This is a genomic window from Microbacterium sp. MEC084, assembly GCF_004514465.2.
Lineage (GTDB): Bacteria > Actinomycetota > Actinomycetes > Actinomycetales > Microbacteriaceae > Microbacterium.
Genome location: NZ_MYFP02000001.1, coordinates 418,884 through 435,309, shown reverse-complemented (window position 1 = coordinate 435,309; position 16,426 = coordinate 418,884). Strand labels below are relative to the sequence as shown.

The 16,426-nt window shown below is 71.4% G+C and carries 20 protein-coding genes; 10 read left to right on the top strand and 10 right to left on the bottom strand.

Annotated elements, in window-relative coordinates:
• The first annotated feature begins 53 nt into the window (after positions 1 to 53).
• The 3 genes from B5M43_RS02120 (at position 54) to B5M43_RS02110 (ending at position 2,733) form a co-directional block, all read left to right on the top strand.
• On the top strand, positions 54 to 1,130 hold the full coding sequence (locus B5M43_RS02120; RefSeq protein ID WP_205829459.1) for a 4-hydroxy-3-methylbut-2-enyl diphosphate reductase: 1,077 nt from the start codon (positions 54 to 56) through the stop codon (positions 1,128 to 1,130).
• Complete coding sequence (locus tag B5M43_RS02115; protein WP_134745335.1) at positions 1,127 to 1,678, top strand: DUF6264 family protein; 552 nt, start codon at positions 1,127 to 1,129, stop codon at positions 1,676 to 1,678. Before B5M43_RS02120 ends, B5M43_RS02115 begins: the two co-directional genes overlap by 4 nt.
• Positions 1,679 to 1,770: 92 nt before the next feature.
• On the top strand, positions 1,771 to 2,733 hold the full coding sequence (locus B5M43_RS02110) for a D-alanyl-D-alanine carboxypeptidase family protein (RefSeq protein ID WP_134745336.1): 963 nt from the start codon (positions 1,771 to 1,773) through the stop codon (positions 2,731 to 2,733).
• Positions 2,734 to 2,805: 72 nt separating this feature from the next.
• Here the strand turns inward: B5M43_RS02110 and fbaA are convergent, their stop codons facing one another.
• On the bottom strand, positions 2,806 to 3,834 hold the full coding sequence (fbaA, locus tag B5M43_RS02105) for a class II fructose-bisphosphate aldolase (protein ID WP_055989835.1): 1,029 nt from the start codon (positions 3,832 to 3,834) through the stop codon (positions 2,806 to 2,808).
• A 178-nt stretch (positions 3,835 to 4,012) separates the two neighbouring features.
• Here fbaA and glpX point away from each other — a divergent pair, with 178 nt between their 5' ends.
• Together glpX and B5M43_RS02095 are read left to right on the top strand one after the other, a co-directional pair.
• Positions 4,013 to 4,993, top strand: a complete 981-nt coding sequence (glpX, locus tag B5M43_RS02100; RefSeq protein WP_134745337.1) for a class II fructose-bisphosphatase — start codon at positions 4,013 to 4,015, stop codon at positions 4,991 to 4,993.
• 120 nt (positions 4,994 to 5,113) lie between these two features.
• Positions 5,114 to 5,329: a hypothetical protein gene (locus B5M43_RS02095; protein ID WP_055989829.1), complete on the top strand. Its 216-nt coding sequence runs from the start codon at positions 5,114 to 5,116 to the stop codon at positions 5,327 to 5,329.
• Here B5M43_RS02095 and B5M43_RS02090 read toward each other — a convergent pair.
• Positions 5,316 to 6,626 (bottom strand): DNA recombination protein RmuC, encoded by a 1,311-nt coding sequence (locus B5M43_RS02090; RefSeq protein ID WP_055989826.1) that lies wholly within the window; start codon positions 6,624 to 6,626, stop codon positions 5,316 to 5,318. The genes B5M43_RS02095 and B5M43_RS02090 overlap by 14 nt on opposite strands.
• Positions 6,627 to 6,663: 37 nt before the next feature.
• Complete coding sequence (locus B5M43_RS02085) at positions 6,664 to 7,251, bottom strand: 3'-5' exonuclease (protein WP_055989823.1); 588 nt, start codon at positions 7,249 to 7,251, stop codon at positions 6,664 to 6,666.
• Between the two features lie 82 nt (positions 7,252 to 7,333).
• On the opposite strand from B5M43_RS02085, the gene ychF reads away from it, so the two are divergent.
• Together ychF and B5M43_RS02075 are read left to right on the top strand one after the other, a co-directional pair.
• Positions 7,334 to 8,407 carry a redox-regulated ATPase YchF gene (ychF, locus tag B5M43_RS02080; RefSeq protein WP_055989820.1) on the top strand — a complete coding sequence of 358 codons (1,074 nt, stop codon included), beginning with the start codon at positions 7,334 to 7,336 and terminating at the stop codon, positions 8,405 to 8,407.
• Positions 8,408 to 8,451: 44 nt separating this feature from the next.
• Positions 8,452 to 8,622, top strand: coding sequence for a hypothetical protein (locus B5M43_RS02075; RefSeq protein ID WP_156377125.1), 171 nt, complete (start codon positions 8,452 to 8,454; stop codon positions 8,620 to 8,622).
• A 31-nt stretch (positions 8,623 to 8,653) separates the two neighbouring features.
• On the opposite strand, the gene B5M43_RS02070 is transcribed toward B5M43_RS02075, so the two are convergent.
• Together B5M43_RS02070 and B5M43_RS02065 are read right to left on the bottom strand one after the other, a co-directional pair.
• Positions 8,654 to 9,352 (bottom strand): hypothetical protein, encoded by a 699-nt coding sequence (locus B5M43_RS02070; protein WP_055989817.1) that lies wholly within the window; start codon positions 9,350 to 9,352, stop codon positions 8,654 to 8,656.
• 71 nt (positions 9,353 to 9,423) lie between these two features.
• Entirely contained in the window at positions 9,424 to 10,392 is a 969-nt protein-coding gene (locus B5M43_RS02065; protein WP_055989815.1) for a bile acid:sodium symporter family protein, read from the bottom strand.
• Positions 10,393 to 10,553: 161 nt separating this feature from the next.
• Here B5M43_RS02065 and B5M43_RS02060 point away from each other — a divergent pair, with 161 nt between their 5' ends.
• A complete protein-coding gene (locus tag B5M43_RS02060) occupies positions 10,554 to 11,015 on the top strand; it encodes a phage tail protein (protein WP_134745338.1) in 462 nt (153 codons plus the stop codon).
• A 101-nt stretch (positions 11,016 to 11,116) separates the two neighbouring features.
• Here the strand turns inward: B5M43_RS02060 and B5M43_RS02055 are convergent, their stop codons facing one another.
• The gene (locus tag B5M43_RS02055; protein ID WP_055989809.1) at positions 11,117 to 11,548 is read right to left on the bottom strand and encodes a CHRD domain-containing protein; all 432 of its coding nucleotides are present in this window, start codon (positions 11,546 to 11,548) and stop codon (positions 11,117 to 11,119) included.
• Positions 11,549 to 11,658: 110 nt separating this feature from the next.
• A complete protein-coding gene (locus B5M43_RS02050) occupies positions 11,659 to 11,952 on the bottom strand; it encodes a DUF1905 domain-containing protein (RefSeq protein ID WP_134745339.1) in 294 nt (97 codons plus the stop codon).
• 74 nt (positions 11,953 to 12,026) lie between these two features.
• Here B5M43_RS02050 and B5M43_RS02045 point away from each other — a divergent pair, with 74 nt between their 5' ends.
• Entirely contained in the window at positions 12,027 to 12,569 is a 543-nt protein-coding gene (locus tag B5M43_RS02045) for a dihydrofolate reductase family protein (RefSeq protein WP_055990606.1), read from the top strand.
• Positions 12,570 to 12,596: 27 nt separating this feature from the next.
• On the opposite strand, the gene B5M43_RS02040 is transcribed toward B5M43_RS02045, so the two are convergent.
• Positions 12,597 to 13,013 carry a pyridoxamine 5'-phosphate oxidase family protein gene (locus B5M43_RS02040; protein ID WP_167626750.1) on the bottom strand — a complete coding sequence of 139 codons (417 nt, stop codon included), beginning with the start codon at positions 13,011 to 13,013 and terminating at the stop codon, positions 12,597 to 12,599.
• A 116-nt stretch (positions 13,014 to 13,129) separates the two neighbouring features.
• On the opposite strand from B5M43_RS02040, the gene B5M43_RS02035 reads away from it, so the two are divergent.
• A complete protein-coding gene (locus tag B5M43_RS02035) occupies positions 13,130 to 13,876 on the top strand; it encodes a GntR family transcriptional regulator (RefSeq protein ID WP_055989801.1) in 747 nt (248 codons plus the stop codon).
• Here the strand turns inward: B5M43_RS02035 and B5M43_RS02030 are convergent.
• Together B5M43_RS02030 and B5M43_RS02025 are read right to left on the bottom strand one after the other, a co-directional pair.
• Complete coding sequence (locus B5M43_RS02030) at positions 13,827 to 14,519, bottom strand: sugar isomerase domain-containing protein (RefSeq protein ID WP_055989798.1); 693 nt, start codon at positions 14,517 to 14,519, stop codon at positions 13,827 to 13,829. The two genes, B5M43_RS02035 and B5M43_RS02030, sit on opposite strands and share 50 nt — an antisense overlap.
• Complete coding sequence (locus tag B5M43_RS02025; protein ID WP_134745341.1) at positions 14,519 to 16,333, bottom strand: PTS transporter subunit IIC; 1,815 nt, start codon at positions 16,331 to 16,333, stop codon at positions 14,519 to 14,521. Before B5M43_RS02025 ends, B5M43_RS02030 begins: the two co-directional genes overlap by 1 nt.
• Positions 16,334 to 16,426: the final 93 nt, after the last annotated feature.

Sequence of the window (16,426 nt, the reverse complement as noted above, 5' to 3'; positions counted from 1 at the left end):
GACGGGATGGCCGCGCTCGGGCCCCGCTCAGGGGCCGCCCGTAGAATCGACGTGTGAGCGCCACCCCCATCTCTCTGCCCGTGCCCGCCGTCCCGGCACGCCGGGCGGACGTCCGCCGCGAGCCCCTCAAGGATATCCCGGGCCCCGGACGCAAGCGGGTGCTGCTCGCGGCGCCCCGCGGCTACTGCGCCGGCGTCGACCGGGCGGTCATCACGGTCGAGAAGGCCCTCGAGCGCTACGGCGCGCCCGTGTACGTGCGCAAGCAGATCGTGCACAACATCCACGTGGTCACGGAGCTCGAGAAGAAGGGCGCGATCTTCGTCGACGAGGTCGACGAGGTGCCCGAGGGTGCGCACGTCGTCTTCAGCGCGCACGGCGTCTCGCCGGCCGTCGTGAACGCGGCATCCGACCGCGGTCTCCAGGCGATCGACGCGACCTGCCCGCTCGTGACCAAGGTGCACCGCGAGGCCGTGCGCTTCGCGCGGGACGACTACCAGATCCTGCTCGTGGGCCACGTGGGCCACGAGGAGGTCGAGGGCACGGCGGGCGAGGCTCCCGACAACGTCGTGATCGTCAACTCGCCGGAGGAGGCCGACACGGTCGAGGTGCCGGACCCCGAGAAGCTCGTGTGGCTGTCGCAGACCACGCTGTCGGTGGACGAGACCATGGAGACCGTGCGCCGCCTGCGCGAGCGGTTCCCGCATCTGCAGGATCCGCCGTCGGACGACATCTGCTACGCCACCCAGAACCGCCAGGTCGCGATCAAGAAGGTCGCGCGCGACGCCGACCTCGTGATCGTCGTGGGCTCCGCCAACTCGTCCAACAGCGTGCGCCTGGTCGAGGTCGCGCTGCAGCACGGCGCGAAGGCCGCGTACCGCGTCGACTACGCCGACGAGGTGCGCCAGGAGTGGCTCGAGGGCGTCGAGACCGTCGGCGTCACGAGCGGCGCCTCGGTGCCCGAGGTGCTGGTGCAGGAGGTTCTCGCGGACCTGGCCGGCGCCGGATACCGCGAGGTCGAGGAGGTGCGCACCGCGGAGGAGGACCTGATGTTCTCGCTGCCGAAGGAGCTGCGCCAGGACGCCACGGGCCGTCGCGACGACCGCGCCATCGGCGGCCGGGGCCGCGCGTGACCGACGCGACGTCGCCCGGCGAGCCGCGCCCGCGGCCGCAGTACGGCGAGTACGCGACGCCCGAGGAGCAGCGCGCCCGCATCCGTCGGCCTCAGCCCCTCCCGCCGCTTCCCGAGCCCGGCGCGCCGCCCGCGACGCCTGTCTCCCCGGTCGGCGCGCCCGTGAAGGCCGCCGGCATGACTCCCGGCCGCCTGATCGACCGCGCCGCGGCCGTGGCCCTGCTCGTGTACGGGCTGGTCAGCATGGTGAACGCGATCTCGGCGATGCTGGACCCCGCACCGCTGCTCGACGCGATGGGCCTCGACGCGGGGGAGCTGGGCGTCACCTCGACGGGCGGCTGGGGGATCGCGGCCGCGCTCCTGCTCGCGGGCGGCTGGCTCCTGACCGCCTGGCTCACGTGGCGCGCGCACCGGCGCGGATGGATCCTGTTCTGGATCCCGCTCGCCGGCGGCTTCGTGTTCAACGCGCTCTCGGGCCTCGTCGTGGCGTTCGGCCTGCTCAGCGACCCCGCGGTGCTGCAGGCCGTGCTCGACCAGGCCGCCGGCTAGGCCGGATCAGGGGCCGATCCGGGTCGTCTCGGGGGTCGTTCCGGGGCGGGTCGCCGCACGGACGGCGTCCCGGTGGGTGAGACTGGACGGCGATGAGTCCGTTCAGCCGCCGCCGTCGTCAGCGTCTCGCCCGTTTCGGGCTCTTCGTGGCGCTCGCCGGCGGACTCGGCCTGGGCATCGCCACGTTCGCCAACTCGGCGGTCGGTCCCGGGACCGACCGGGTGCCGGAGGCGGTCGCCGAGGAGGTCGCGGAGGCGCCGGCGGTCGTCGCGCCCGAGACCGATCCGACGCGCCTCGCCTGGCCCGCGCAGGGAGCGGCGGCCGTGGCCGTCGGGGACGGACCCGTGGTCGCGCGGTCCGACCACGCCGTGCCGATGGCCAGCATCACCAAGCTGGTCACCGCGTTGATGGTGCTCGAGGAGCGTCCCCTCGCCGTCGGCGAGGCGGGCGCGGAGTACCACTTCGTGGAGAAGTGGAACGCGTCGTACGAGGAGTACACGGCCCGCGGCGAGTCCGCGCTCAAGGTGCCCGTCGGCGGCATCCTGACCGAGTACCAGCTCCTGCAGGGCATGCTGATCGGATCCGCGTGCAACTACGCCGACATCCTGGTCGCCGACATCTGGGGCGATGACGCGGCGTTCGCTGTCGCCGCCCGTGACTTCCTCGCCGGGCACGGGCTCACCGACATCACGATCGTCGAGGCGACCGGCATCGACCCGGCGAACACGGCCACGGCCGCCGCGCTGATCGAGCTCGGGCGGCTCGCGCTCGCGCATCCGGTGATCGCCGAGATCGTGGCGACCCCCGCGGTCGAGCTGCCCGGCGCCGGGCTCGTGGAGAACACGAACGACCTGCTGGCCGACCCGGGCGTCGTCGGGATCAAGACCGGGACGCTGGAGGGCAGCAGCCTGCTGTCCGCGAAGGACGTCGCGCACGCCGACGGCACGGTGCGCGTCTACGCGGTCGTGCTGGGGCAGGTCGACGACGAGGCGCGCTTCACCGAGTCCCGCGCGCTGTACGCGGCCGTCGAGTCGCAACTCTCCGCGATCGGCTGAGGCCCCCGCCGGGAACGGCGGAAGCCCCGACCCGCACGCGCGGGCCGGGGCTTCCGGATGATGTCGTCGGCGTCAGCGCTGCGACTGGCCGTACGAGCCGAGCTGCTTGGTGGCCTCGACCACGCGCGCGGCCATCGCCGTCTCGGCGACCTTGCCCCACGCGCGGGGGTCGTACTGCTTCTTGTTGCCGACCTCGCCGTCGATCTTCAGGACGCCATCGTAGTTCGAGAACATGTAGCCGGCGATCGAGCGCGTGAACGCGTACTGCGTGTCGGTGTCGATGTTCATCTTGATGACGCCGTTGCGGACCGCGGTCGCGATCTCCTCGTCGGTCGAGCCGCTGCCGCCGTGGAAGACGAGGTCGAGCGGCTTCTCGCCGGTGCCGAACTGCGCGGCGATGCCCTCCTGGATCTCGCCGAGCAGCTCGGGGCGCAGCTTGACGCCGCCGGGCTTGTACACGCCGTGCACGTTGCCGAAGGTGAGGGCCGCGATGTAGCGGCCGTTCTCGCCGAGGCCGAGCGCCTCGACGGCCTGGGCGACGTCGGCGACCGTCGTGTAGAGCGCCTCGTTCGAGCCCTCGTGCTTGACGCCGTCCTCCTCGCCGCCGACCACGCCGACCTCGATCTCGAGGATCGAGCCGATGTTCTTGGTGCGGGGCAGCAGCTCCTTGGCGATCTCGATGTTCTCGTCGAGCGGCACGGCGGAGCCGTCCCACATGTGCGAGTGGAAGATGGGGGCGCCCGTGGCGGCGAACTGCTCCTCCGAGGCCGCGAGGATCGGCAGCAGGAAGCTGTCGAGCGCGTCCTTCGGGCAGTGGTCCGTGTGCACCGCGACGGTGATGTCGTACGAGGCGGCGACGCGCTTGACGTACTCCGCCATCGCGATCGCGCCGACCGCGCGGTTCTTGACCGTGTGGCCCGCGAAGTAGTCCGCGCCGCCCGTCGTCACCTGCAGGATGCCGTCGCTGCCGGCCTCCTGGAGGCCCTGGAGCACCGAGTTGATGGTCTGCGAGCTCGAGACGTTGATGGCCGGATAGGCGAAGCCGCCGGCCTTCGCTCGATCGAGCATCTCCGCGTACTGATCCGGGGTGGCGAAAGGCATGGACGACTCCTTGGAATGTCGGTCTATGAAGCGTCGCCAGTCTAGCGGCGGGCGGGGCGCCTTTCAGGCGGGTCCTGGGGCGGAGGGACGGTGGGTCCATTCGCGCATCGGAAAGAATCGCGATTCCTGTCGGCCGGATCGGCGGTGCGCGGACGGCTCGCACCTCTACGCTCGAAACATGCAGACCTCCGACATGTCTCCGCTCCACCCGGATCGCAACATCGCGCTCGAGCTGGTGCGCGCCACCGAGGCCGCCGCCATCCGCGCGGTGCCGTTCATCGGGCGCGGCGACAAGCTGGCGGCCGACGGCGCCGCGGTCGACGGGATGCGCGCCTTCCTCTCCACGGTCGACTTCGACGGCGTCGTCGTGATCGGCGAGGGCGAGAAGGACGCCGCTCCGATGCTCTTCAACGGCGAGCACGTCGGCACGGGCAGGGGACGCTCGTACGACATCGCCGTGGACCCGATCGACGGCACGACCCTCACCGCCGAGGGACGCAACAACGCCCTCTCCGTGATCGCGCTGTCCGACCGCGGCACCATGCTCGACGCGTCGAGCGTCTTCTACATGGACAAGCTCGTCACCGGGCCCGCCGGCGTGGGCGTCGTCGACATCCGCCTGCCCATCGGCGAGAACATCCGGCTGCTCGCGAAGGCGCTCGGCAAGCCGGTGGACGAGATGGTCGTGTCGGTGCTGAACCGTCCGCGTCACGAGCAGCTGATCCGCGAGATCCGCGAGACCGGGGCCGGCACCCGCCTGATGAGCGACGGCGACGTCGCCGGCGGCATCAACGCCGCGCGTCACGACGCCCGCACCGACATGTGCGTCGGCGTCGGCGGCAGCCCCGAGGGCATCGTGACGGCCTGCGCGATCAAGGCGCTGGGCGGGCACATCCAGGGCCGGCTCTGGCCGCGCGACGACGACGAGCGTCAGAAGGGCATCGACGCGGGCCTGAAGATGGACCACGTGTACGAGGCCGACGACCTCGTCGCGGGCAACAACACCCTGTTCGTCGCGACCGGCGTCACCGACGGCGCGCTCGTCGCGGGCGTGCGTCGCGAGGGGGACTACGTCTACACCGAGAGCGTGGTGCTGCGCAGCCACTCCGGCACGCTGCGCCGCGTCTCGTCGGACCACCTCGTCTCGAAGTGGCTCTGACCCCTCGCTGACTCCCACCAGGTGGCGCACGGCGCCGCGCGTGATGGAGCTGTGACCGACTTCGGAGGATCCGTCTGGGACAATGGATCCGGACGGCGGACACAGCAGGGGGACGAAGGCATGTCAGTACAGCACGCGCCGGTGCAGAACGTGCAGCAGCACGTCGCCTCGCCGCGGACGGGCTCTCAGCCGGTCGTCGACCCCGCGCGCCGTCCGGATGTGCTTCTCCGCGTCCGCCGTGCGCCCGGCCAGGAGCCCAGCGCCTGGTGGTTCATCGGCTCCTTCGTGGTGTTCTCGGGCGCCGTCACGGCGCTGCTGAGCTTCATCCCCGGCTGAGCGGTTCGCCGCTCTCGGTCGCGGCTTCCAGTCGCGACTGATCCAGCCGCGTCGCGATCGACTCCGTGACCGGCGCATCGGGCACGTCCAGCGCCTCGATGAGCTCGGGCGCCGCCATCCGGCGCGTCGACGACAGGATCGGCTTCGGCTCCGCGGTGGACGCCAGCTTGGTCGCGTCGATGCCGGGGAACCGGCGGGCGGTGACGAGCACCCGCGACTCGAGCGAGCCGGCGAACCGGTTGTAGGAGTCGACCGTGCGCTCGATCGCGCGGCGCAGGTCGTCGGCGTGCTGCGCGAGCGTGCCGAGCCGCTCGTACAGCTGGTTGCCCAGCGTGAACAGCGTGCGCGCCTCGTCCGACACCTCCTGCTGCGTCCACGCGTAGGCGACGGTCTTCAGCACCGCCCAGAGGTTCACGGGCGAGGCGAGCGCGACCCGCTTGGAGAACGCGTACTCCATCAGCGTCGGATCCTCGTCGAGCGCGACGGCGAGGATCGACTCGCTCGGCAGGAAGCAGACGACGAACTCCGGGCTGGACGCCAGGCCCGTCCAGTAGGCCTTCTTCGCGAGCGCGTCGACATGGGAGCGCACGGCCTTGACGTGCTGCTTCAGCAGGTCGCGGCGCCGGCGGGCGTCGTCCCCCGTCGCCGTGTCGGGGATCGCCGTCGCGTCCAGGAAGGCGTCGAGCGGCGCCTTGGCGTCGATCGCGATCGCCTTGTCGCCCGGCAGGCGCACGACCATGTCGGGGCGGCCGGCGGCATCCGCGCCCGTCAGGGTGGCCTGCGTGTCGAAGTCGACGTGGCGCACCAGGCCGGCGGACTCGACGACCCGGCGCAGCTGCGTCTCGCCCCACACGCCGCGCGCGGTCGTGGAGCGCAGCGCGCCCGCGAGGGACTCGGTCGTGGCGCGCAGCGCCTCCTCCGACGCCTGCGCCCGGCGCAGCTGCTCGGCGATCGTGCCGAACTGCCCGGCGCGCTCGCGCTCCATCTCGTCCACGCGCTGCTGCATGCGCCCCAGGCTCTCGCGCACCGGGGCCAGGGCCGTCAGCACGGCGCTCTCGCGGCGGGCGCGCTCCTCGGCCGCCGCGCGCTCCGCCTGGGCATGCGCCTCGGCGTCCCGGCGGAGGTCCTCCTGCCGCTCGAGGGCCTCCCGGAGCGCGCCGACCTCGGCGTCGCGCGCCGCGAGCGCCGCGCGGGCCTCGGCCGTCTCGGCAGCGGCCCGGCCGGCGCGCGCGAACCACCCGATGGCGGCGCCTGCCGCGAGGGCGACGATCACGAGCAGAAGGGCGAGTGCGTCCATGGGGCCATCATGACCGGGGCCTCGGACATCGTGCGGATCAGGCGGCCGCGACGACCGCGGGAGCGATCTGCGCGGTGCGCACGCCCAGCGCCTCCGCCAGCCCGTCGACGTCGTCGGCGCCGCTGCGGCGGGCCGCGTCGATCAGGATGTGCGCGCACGCGAGCGCGTCGGCGATCGCGTCGTGGTGCGCGAAGCCCGTGAACCCGGCGGCCTCGGCCGCCACGGGCAGGCGATAGGACGGCAGCTGATAGGCCTTGCGCGCCACGGCGAGCGTGCACAGGTAGCGGTAGGCGGGGAGCTCGTAGCTCGTGACCTCGCAGGCGGCGCGCAGGACGCCCATGTCGAAGCTCGCGTTGTGCGCGACCAGCACGTCGTCGCCGGCGAACCCGATCAGGTCCTCGATCTGCTCGTCCCACCCCAGCGCGTCCTCGACGTCCGCGGCCGTGATCCCGTGGATGCGGGTGTTCCACTCCTGGAACAGGTCGTGGCCCGCGGGCGGGCGGATGAGCCATCCGGTCTTCTCGACGACGCGGCCGTCGCGCACCTTCGCGAGGCCCACCTGGCACGCCGACGCCCGAGATCCGTTGGCCGTCTCGAAGTCGATCGCCGTGAAGTCCAGTGCCACGCCTCGAGTCTGCGGGCCCGGTCGCGGGCGGCCCGGCAGGCGCGCCGGGGGAGGGGCATGGCCCCGCGTAGACTGGACTCCCGTGGCTCTCACTATCGGCATCGTCGGCCTGCCCAACGTCGGCAAGTCCACCCTCTTCAACGCCCTGACCAAGAACACGGTTCTCGCCGCGAACTACCCGTTCGCGACGATCGAGCCCAACGTGGGCGTGGTCGAGCTGCCGGATCCGCGCCTGGACCGCCTCGCCGAGATCTTCGGCTCGCAGCGCATCCTCCCCGCGCCCGTGTCGTTCGTGGACATCGCGGGCATCGTGCGCGGCGCGAGCGAGGGCGAGGGTCTGGGCAACCAGTTCCTGGCGAACATCCGCGAGGCCGACGCGATCGCGCAGGTCGTGCGCGGCTTCGCCGACTCGGACGTCGTGCACGTCGACGGCAAGGTCGACCCGGCCTCCGACATGGAGACGATCAACACCGAGCTGATCCTCGCCGACCTGCAGACCCTCGAGAAGGCGATCCCGCGCATCGAGAAGGAGGTCAAGGGCAAGAAGACGGACCCGGCCGTCCTGGATGCCGCGAAGGCCGCCAAGGACGTGCTCGACGCGGGGAAGACCCTCTTCCAGGCCGGCTTCGACGTCTCGCCCATCCGCGAGCTGGGCCTTCTGACCGCCAAGCCGACGCTGTTCGTCTTCAACGTCGACGAGGGCGTGCTGACCGACGAGGCGCGCATGGCCGAGCTCGCCGCGCTGGTCGCCCCCGCTAAGGCCGTGTTCCTCGACGCCAAGGTCGAGTCGGAGCTGATCGACCTCGACGCCGACGAGGCTCTCGAGCTGCTGCAGTCGCTCGGCCAGCAGGAGTCGGGCCTCGACCAGCTCGCGCGCGTGGGCTTCGAGACGCTCGGCCTGCAGACCTACCTCACCGCCGGCCCCAAGGAGTCGCGCGCGTGGACGATCCGCAAGGGCTGGACCGCCCCGCAGGCCGCGGGCGTCATCCACTCGGACTTCGAGCGCGGCTTCATCAAGGCCGAGGTCGTCTCGTTCGCCGACCTGGACGAGGCCGGATCGATGGCCGACGCTAAGGCCAAGGGTCGCGTCCGCATCGAGGGCAAGGACTACGTCATGCAGGACGGCGACGTCGTGGAGTTCCGCTTCAACGTCTGACGTTCTGCGCGTAACGTGAGCCTCCCGGCGAGAGGAGGATCCCGATGTCCGCAGACGCCGACGACATCGCGCCCCGGCACATCCCAGCGCTCGAAGAGTCGACCATCCCGGAGCTGGAGGAGGACGAGACGATCGCGCCCCGGCCGGAAGAGGAGATCGCGGACGTTCTTCGGGCAGAGCCCGACGTCGCGGACCACAGCGGTCGCAGCGAGTGACATCCGGCCGGGAGTGCCCCGTGGTGCTGGCTCAGGAGAAGAGCTGGCGGAGCGCGTCCGGGTCGCCGGAGTCGACCACCTGCTGGACAGCGTGGATGACGTCCTGGTCGGTGAACATTCCCTTGAGCGTGTCGTTCCAGATGGCCCGCACGGTCTCGATGTCACCTGCGTCGACCGCCACGCCCGCCGCCGTGATGGCCTCCTGGTAAGGGATCTGCTGGAAACCGGCCTGCGCGTCCACCGGACTGTGGAGCGGCACCCACGGGGTGTCGGGGTTCGGTGTGAGCCAGAGCACCAGCCCCGGGTACACGTAGCGCTCGTGGTTCAACGAGGCGACGTTCGGGTACGCGCAGAGCCGTTCAACGATCACGGCCTCGACGTCGCCGGCCGCGACGGTGTACGTCAAGGGGGCCCCGTCGTCCCCGAAGGTCACCTCGCCCTGCGCGAACTCCCGCGCGCCGAGATCCCGCAGAGGCTGCCTTCGCTCCCAGCGCCAATCGTCCGTGTAGCTGACGACCTCCGACATGCGCGAGCAGGTCTCCGGCTCGGCCGAATCCGGCGCTGGAGCGGCTGTGGGAGTCGGCTCGCTCTCAGTGGCAGCCGCAGCGGGGGAGGCCTTGGGCGTCTGCTCGGCGGCCTCGGGCGCGGCGGTGGCGGTGCATCCGGCCAGTGTCATCGTGGCGAGGGCCAAGGCGGCAAGCGCCGTGCCGATCGTGGCGTTGTGGGACATCCGTGCGGCTCCTTCGATGGCGCGACTCATGGTCACAGCAGCGATCAAGCGGTCTCGCGCGCCGCCCGCCGTCACTCGTCCGTGACGGGGCGGCGTCCCATGATCAGGGCGAAGATCGCGCCGGACAGGTTGTGCCAGACCGAGAACACCGCGGCCGGCAGCGCCGCGAGCGGCGAGAAGTGCGCGGCGGCGAGCGAGGCCGCGAGCCCCGAGTTCTGCATGCCGACCTCGATGCTGATCGCGCGGCGCTCGCGCTGGGTCATGCGCATCCCCCACGCGGCGAGGTAGCCGAGCAGCAGGCCGAAGCCGTTGTGCAGGAACACCGCGAGGAAGACGAGCAGGCCGGCCCCGACGATCCGGTCGGCGCTGCCGGCGACCACGGCCGCCACGATCAGGGCGATCGCCACGGTCGACAGCCACGGAAGCACGGGCTGCGCGCGCTCGACCCAGCGGCGCAGCAGCAGGCGCACGACGAGGCCCGCGACGACCGGCAGCAGGACCGTCTGCAGGATCGACATCATCATCGAGGCGAACGGAACCTCCAGGAACTGCCCGGCCAGCCAGAGGGTGAGGAGCGGCGTGAGCACCGGCGCCAGCAGGGTCGAGCACGTCGTGACGGTGACCGAGAGCGCCGTGTCACCGCGGGAGAGATACGTGACGACGTTCGACGCGGTGCCGCCCGGGGCGCATCCAACGAGGATCACACCGGCGGCGAGTTCGGCGGGGAGCTGCAGCGCGAGCGCGATCAGCCACGCGGTGAGCGGCATGATCAGGTACTGCAGGACCACGCCGATGGCCACCATCCACGGCCGCTTCAGGATGCGCGTGAAGTCGGGGAGGGTGAGCGTCAGGCCCATCCCGAACATCACGACCCCGAGAAGCCACGGCACCGCCTGCCCGAGCGGCGCGACGGCGCCGGGCAGCAGGAAGCCGATGACGCCGGCGACGATCACGAGGATGGGGAAGACCGTCACGGCGAGGCGCGCGGCGCGGTCGGCTGCGGGGGAGGCGACGTCGGGGACGCGTTCGATGGTGCTCATCCCTCTTGGTTATCAGATTTCTCCCGTGCACCGTGCGTTCTGCGCAGTCGCGAGGCCTGCGCGGCCGCGGAAGGTGGGCGGAATGATCGGTGGGTCGCGTTCCCTCGTCCGCACTCGTTCGCGCGCTAGCGTGGACCCGATCACCGACTCGAGGAGGCCAGATGCCGGACGTCGTCGACTTCGTGAACGTGTCGACCGAGGGGCTGGAGTCGTCGCCCGTGGCCGAGGCGCTCGCCGGGCTGCGCGCGAACGAGGCGCGGTACTTCAGGAACAAGTACGACCACACGTTCGAGGTCACGCCCGCCGATGAGGCACCCGACGTGATGGCCTACATCGAGCGGGTGCTCAAGGACGAGCGCGGGATCGAGATCGCCTCGCGCCCGCTCGAGGTGTCGGAGTTCGAGGTCGACGGCATCCGGTGGAGCTACGTGTTCTACGAGTCGGGGCTCTCGATCAATGTGCTGTACACGCTCGCCGAGGGCGGGAAGCGCGCCGTCGGGTTCAAGCTGTCGCAGGGCATGGATGTCCCGACCGAGCTCGCCGCGTTCAAGTTCGCTCGGCAGCGCTCCAAGCTGGCCGGCGAGATCCGTGGTTCGTACTTCGTGATCAAGGGCGAGTACTGAGCGCAGGCGCTCGTCCGCGGGGTCCGCGGGGCCGAGTGCGACCACCCGCCGCTGCCGATGGCTGTGGATGAGCGGACGGGCGGTCGCGCCCCGGGCCCTGGCTACTTCAGCTGGCCGCGCACCTCGCCGCCGGGGTACGTCGGCGTGTGCACGTTGACGTAATAGGCGCCCGGGTTGGCGCGCACGCCGTCGAGGATCGCGGGATCGGTGACGGTGGTGCAGTCGTCGACCTGGAACGAGGTCTCGGCCGGCACCTCGAGCGGGATGACCACGGGGCCCGGCTCGTCGCGCGGGCCGATGTGGATGTGCGCCGCGCCCGCCGGCTGCGTCAGCCCGACGACGTCGAGTGTGTAGCAGAACTGATCGCCGTCGATCGTGTAGGTGAACTTGCCGTGCGCGCCTCCTTCAGCGCCGGTCGTCTCCTGTCCGTTGTTGACGGGGATGGCCGGTGCGGCGTGGGCGGCCGCGGTGCCGGCGCCGACGGCGAGGACCGCGACCGCGGTCGCGAGCGTGGCGCGAGTGAGGTGGTGCATGATGTGACGCCTCTTCCTTGTGGTCCACACCGCGGCGCGGGCGCGCCGCGGGCTCCCCCTGTGAACGGGACACGAGACGGGCCGCGTCCGGGTTCAGAACCCGATCGCGGTCACTCGATCTCACCGGGGAGCAGCACCCGTGCGGCGACCACGTCGCCGATGTCGATCCGCTCGGCGCGCTGGACCGCGACCTTGATCGGGAGCAGGAAGCGGCCGTCCTTCGGCCACATCGCGGTGTCGAACTCGGTGTCGCCGATCGTGGCGATCACCGGCACCTCACCCCAGTAGATCAGGCCGCGCGCGGCCTGCTTTATGTCCTCCGAGACGTCCACCGGCAGGGGTGCGAACACGAACGGAGCCGGACCGCGCCACGAGATCAGCTCCGCCTCGAACTCCCATGCCATGCGGCTGAGGCTACTCGCGACGCCTCTGGACCGCTCGGGGCCGCCGCGCCAGACTGACGCCGGAGGTGATCCGCATGGCACGGACCGTGGTCTACGAGTTCGGCGTCTCGCTGGACGGGTACATCGCTGCCCCCGACGGGTCCATCGACTGGACCACGCCCGACGAGGAGGAGATGACGTTCCGCACGGCGCACACCGCCGAGCTCGACGCCCACCTGTGCGGGCGGCGGCTGTACCAGGACATGCTGCCCTGGGAGAAGGGCTTCACGTTCGGCGAGAGCGGGCCCGACTTCGCGCGCATCTGGCAGAACCTGCCTAAGGTCGTGTTCTCGCGCACGCTCGAGCGGGTGGAGGGCAACGCCACGCTCGCGTCCCAGCCGGTCGCGGACGAGCTCGATCGGCTGGACGGTCTCGTCGCGGTGGGCGGCGCCGGGCTGGCGGCCACGCTCGCCGCGCAGGATCTGATCGACGAGTACCGGACCTTCACCTATCCGATCGTGCTCGGCGGCGGCACGCCGTACCTGCCGCACCTGGCCGGCCCGCTCGCGCTCGAGCTCGTCGAGTCCCGCGCCATCGGTCAGATCGTCTACCAGCGGCACCGGCGCATCCGGAGCTGACGGCGGCCCGCACGGCGTCCGACCGGCTCAGTCGCCGCGCCCGTGCTCGCGCTCGCGGCGCACCCGACGGCCGGACAGGCTCTCGATCGCGAATCGCAGATGCAGCGGGCGTGTACCGCCGGCCCACGGCACCACGCGTCCCGGGTCCGGGATGCGCGCGACCTCGTCATCGGCCATCACGGCGAGCGTGCCGTACGTCAGCACGCTCCAGCCGATGCCGCCGATCGGCTCGTGGTAGTCCACCTCGAAGGCCAGGGGGCCCTCGGCATCGGGGAGCGCGCTGAGCACGCCGTCGGTCGTGGTGCGGATGACGACGTCGCCCTCGTGCATCAGATAGCTCACGGGGATGATCTCCACCCGTCCGTCGCGGACGAAGCCCAGACGACCGACCGTCGCGGAGCGCAGCAGCTCTCGGCAGTCCTTCTCGCTCAGCGTGACGATCACCCTGCACCTCCGCTCGCGCGACGGCTCGCGCGCTCCGATGGTACGACCGCTGGGGTCGTGCGCCCAAGGCCCGGCCGCGCGCGCAGGGGAGGGCTTGCGGGTGCGAGGATCGAGGGGTGACCGCTCCGAAGTACCGCGAACTCGCCGAGATGCTGCGACAGCAGGTCTCACAGGCCCCGATCGGCGCACCGGCGCCGAGTGAGCGCCAGCTCGCCGAGGAGACGGGCGTCTCGCGGATGACCGCGCGCCGGGCGATCGATGAACTCGTCAAGGAGGGGCTGCTGACCCGCGAGGTGGGCCGCGGCACGTTTGTCGCCCGCCCGACCATCAGCGTGCCGCTGCAGCTGACGAGCTTCACCGACGACATGCGCGCACGAGGTCACGTGCCGTCGAGCCGCCTGCTCGAGCTGGCGGACCGGCCTGCGGACGCGAGGGTCGCGGGGGTGCTGGGGGTGGAGCAGGGCACGCCCGTCACGGTGCTCGCCCGCGTGCGGATGGCGGACGGCGTGCCCATGGCGATCGAGCGCAGCAGCCTGCGCGCCGACCGGTTCCCCGGCCTCGCCCGCTACGACTTCGAGAACGAGTCGCTGTACCGCGTCCTCTCGGAGGACTACGGCGCGCGGTTCGAGGCCGGGGAGCAGGTGATCCGGGCGGGCATCGTGCGGGACGAGGACGCCGAGATCCTGGAGATCCCGAGCGGCGCCCCCGTGCTCGAGCTCGTGCGCGTCTCGGTCTCGCGAGGCGAGGTGGTCGAGTGGACCACGTCGACCTACCCCGCCTCGCGGTTCGAGCTGTCCGCCCGGATCGCTCCGGTCACAGTTCGGGGATCTGAGCTTCGAAGCGCTCTACGAGTCCGCGATTGAACTCGTCGTTCCCCGGCATGTTGGCGCTGCGCCAGCGCGGAGCGTCCGGCGCGAGCTGATACACCTCGCGCAGGATCAGCGTCCACAGCGTGTTGTTCGCGATGCTCGACACCGGCGCTGTGACCGGCGCCTCCGGCGGCCAGGTGGCATCACCCGGGGGGACGGCCGTGTCGAGCACGATGTCCGCGATGTCGACCAGCTTGCGCCCGGAGCGCTTCGGCGCCGCCTCACTCGACCGCCGCGACGTGACCGCGATCACGGTCGCGCCCGCCGCCTTGGCGGCCTCGGCCACCTCGACGGGGAACGGGTTCACGCCCGAGTTCGAGAACACGATCACGGTGTCGTCCGCGCCGATCTCGGCGGCCGCGGCCGCCGCGGCTCCCAGGCCCTCCTCGCGCTCGGCCGCCGTGGCCGTGCGGGCGCCGTGGAAGGGCAGCACCCGCTCGTGCCAGATCGGTCGCACGAACGCCAGTCCGCCGGCCCGGAAGAACGTCTCCAGCACCGAGGCGAGGGAGTGCCCCGCGCCGGTCGGGCGGACCAGGCCGCCCGACTCGGCGCTGCGGACGATCGCCGCGGCCGCCTGCTCGATGGCCTCCCGATTGGTCGAGCCGACGTGGTCGACGTACTCGGAGAGGCTCTCCATCACAGCCAGCCCTTCTCCGTGAGGGCCTGCTCGAGGCGCTCACGCACGTGCTTGACGTCCACGAAGCTCGTGATCGGCACCGCGACCGGCGCGATCCCGCCGACCTCGGACAGGTACGACGGCTGGCCGATCACGACGTGGGGGCGCTGTCCGCGCGCCGAGCCGACGTCGGCGTGGTCGAGCGAGGCGGGCACGCCCATCTGCTCGAGCGCCTTCTGGGCCGTCGTGCGCAGGATCAGGCTCGAGCCCATGCCGGCGCCGCACACCGCGAGCACCGTGAGCGTCTCGGGGCGGTCCGTGGTGGCCACGGCGACAGGCGCGTGCTGGGCGCCGTGCTGCACCGCGTCGGTCGACGCGATGGTCGCCTCGGCGGCGGGGTCGACGAACGCCGCGTGCGTCTCGGTCTCCTCCGAGAGCTCGGCCTGCGCGGGCATCCGGCGACCGGCGAGCACCAGCACGGCGATCGTGACGGCGACCATGACGACCGCGAGGACCCACGGCGCCGCGGCGCCCAGGGGAGCCAGGAGCTGGCCGAGCCAGGCGAGCGTCCAGCCGACGACGACCCAGTCGGAGTCGATCAGCGTCGCGAGCTCCGGAGCCGTGGTGTTCCACACGCCCCAGCTGATCCACTGGCCGAACGCCAGGAACACGCCGTTCAGCACGCCGCCGAAGACGGCACCGCGCCAGCCGGCGACCGCGTTGCCGAACACGCCGCCCGCCGCGCCGCCGAAGAAGAGCATGATCATCGGCGGGACCAGGACGAACCAGCCGAGGCCGGCGAACACGCCCATGAGGACCAGGAACACGACGGCCGAGGCGAGGAAGCCGACGATGACGGCCGTGGGCGCCTGCGTGAACGTGACCGGGAGGTCGAGCGCGGGCTTCGAGCCCGGCAGCGCCTTCTCCGAGAGGCCCTTGAACGCGGGGACGATCTCGGCGAGGAACATGCGCACGCCGAACAGCAGGATGGCGATGCCGGCCGCGAAGCGCAGGGCCTGCAGCAGCGCCCAGACCGCGGGCAGGACGGTCGAGCCGGCCATCTGCTCGGTGACGACCGCGGCGTCCGCGAACGCGATCGCGACGAGCATGATGACGCCGATGACGAACGCGGTCGAGACGTTGATGTCCTTGAAGAACGACAGCGCGCGCGGCAGGTTCAGGTTCTCGGAGTCGTGCTTCTTGGGGTCGCCGAGACGCAGGGCCTTGGCACCGTACGCCGACGCGACCGCGAGCACCGAGTCGGTGTGGGCGAGGCCGATGTCCTCGTTGCCCATGACCTTGCGCATGACCGGCGCGGTCCACAGCGGCTGGAGCACCCAGTAGCAGCCGATGAGCAGCGAGCCGACGCCCGCGAGCACCCAGCGGTTCACGTCGCCGAAGGCCTCGACGAGGCTGGCGGCGATCACGACGCTCATCCAGTACATGAGGTGGCCCGTGAGGTACACGAAGCGGGCCGCCTTGAAGATGCGCACGAACACGAGGTGCACCAGGAAGCCGCCCGCGATGATCAGCGGCACGACGGTTCCGGGTCCTTCGGTGGTGAAGCCGGTCAGCGTGGCGTCCGAGGTCGGCGGCTCGAGGCCCATCGCGCTGGCGACGATCGCCTGGAAGCTGACGAGGCCGCCGACGAAGATCTCGACGCCGATGTTGAGCACGACGACGCCGATCGTGGCGCGCAGGCCGCCGGCGACGACCTGCTCGAACGGCTTGCGCTGCAGGGCCAGGCCGATGATCGCGATGATGCCGATCAGGACCGATACCTGGCTGAACAGGTTGTTGGTGATGACCTCGATGAGGTCTTCGAACGAGAACATTGGCACTCCTGTGTGTCCGGAGGTGGGCAATGGGTGGGGGGTTTTCGGGAATGGTATAGCCCACTTGTTTCCGGCATGCTACACGCCGCAGCG

Excerpts from the sequence above, each read along its gene's own strand:
- B5M43_RS02065 (WP_055989815.1), bottom strand. The coding sequence starts at position 10,392 with ATGAGCACCATCGAACGCGTCCCCGACGTCGCCTCCCCCGCAGCCGAC.
- B5M43_RS02075 (WP_156377125.1), top strand. The coding sequence starts at position 8,452 with ATGTCCGCAGACGCCGACGACATCGCGCCCCGGCACATCCCAGCGCTC.
- B5M43_RS02045 (WP_055990606.1), top strand. The coding sequence starts at position 12,027 with ATGGCACGGACCGTGGTCTACGAGTTCGGCGTCTCGCTGGACGGGTAC.
- glpX (WP_134745337.1), top strand. The coding sequence starts at position 4,013 with ATGCAGACCTCCGACATGTCTCCGCTCCACCCGGATCGCAACATCGCG.
- B5M43_RS02060 (WP_134745338.1), top strand. The coding sequence starts at position 10,554 with ATGCCGGACGTCGTCGACTTCGTGAACGTGTCGACCGAGGGGCTGGAG.
- B5M43_RS02070 (WP_055989817.1), bottom strand. The coding sequence starts at position 9,352 with ATGTCCCACAACGCCACGATCGGCACGGCGCTTGCCGCCTTGGCCCTC.
- B5M43_RS02030 (WP_055989798.1), bottom strand. The coding sequence starts at position 14,519 with ATGGAGAGCCTCTCCGAGTACGTCGACCACGTCGGCTCGACCAATCGG.
- B5M43_RS02110 (WP_134745336.1), top strand. The coding sequence starts at position 1,771 with ATGAGTCCGTTCAGCCGCCGCCGTCGTCAGCGTCTCGCCCGTTTCGGG.
- B5M43_RS02050 (WP_134745339.1), bottom strand. The coding sequence starts at position 11,952 with ATGGCATGGGAGTTCGAGGCGGAGCTGATCTCGTGGCGCGGTCCGGCT.
- B5M43_RS02095 (WP_055989829.1), top strand. The coding sequence starts at position 5,114 with ATGTCAGTACAGCACGCGCCGGTGCAGAACGTGCAGCAGCACGTCGCC.
- B5M43_RS02055 (WP_055989809.1), bottom strand. The coding sequence starts at position 11,548 with ATGCACCACCTCACTCGCGCCACGCTCGCGACCGCGGTCGCGGTCCTC.
- fbaA (WP_055989835.1), bottom strand. The coding sequence starts at position 3,834 with ATGCCTTTCGCCACCCCGGATCAGTACGCGGAGATGCTCGATCGAGCG.
- B5M43_RS02025 (WP_134745341.1), bottom strand. The coding sequence starts at position 16,333 with ATGTTCTCGTTCGAAGACCTCATCGAGGTCATCACCAACAACCTGTTC.
- B5M43_RS02090 (WP_055989826.1), bottom strand. The coding sequence starts at position 6,626 with ATGGACGCACTCGCCCTTCTGCTCGTGATCGTCGCCCTCGCGGCAGGC.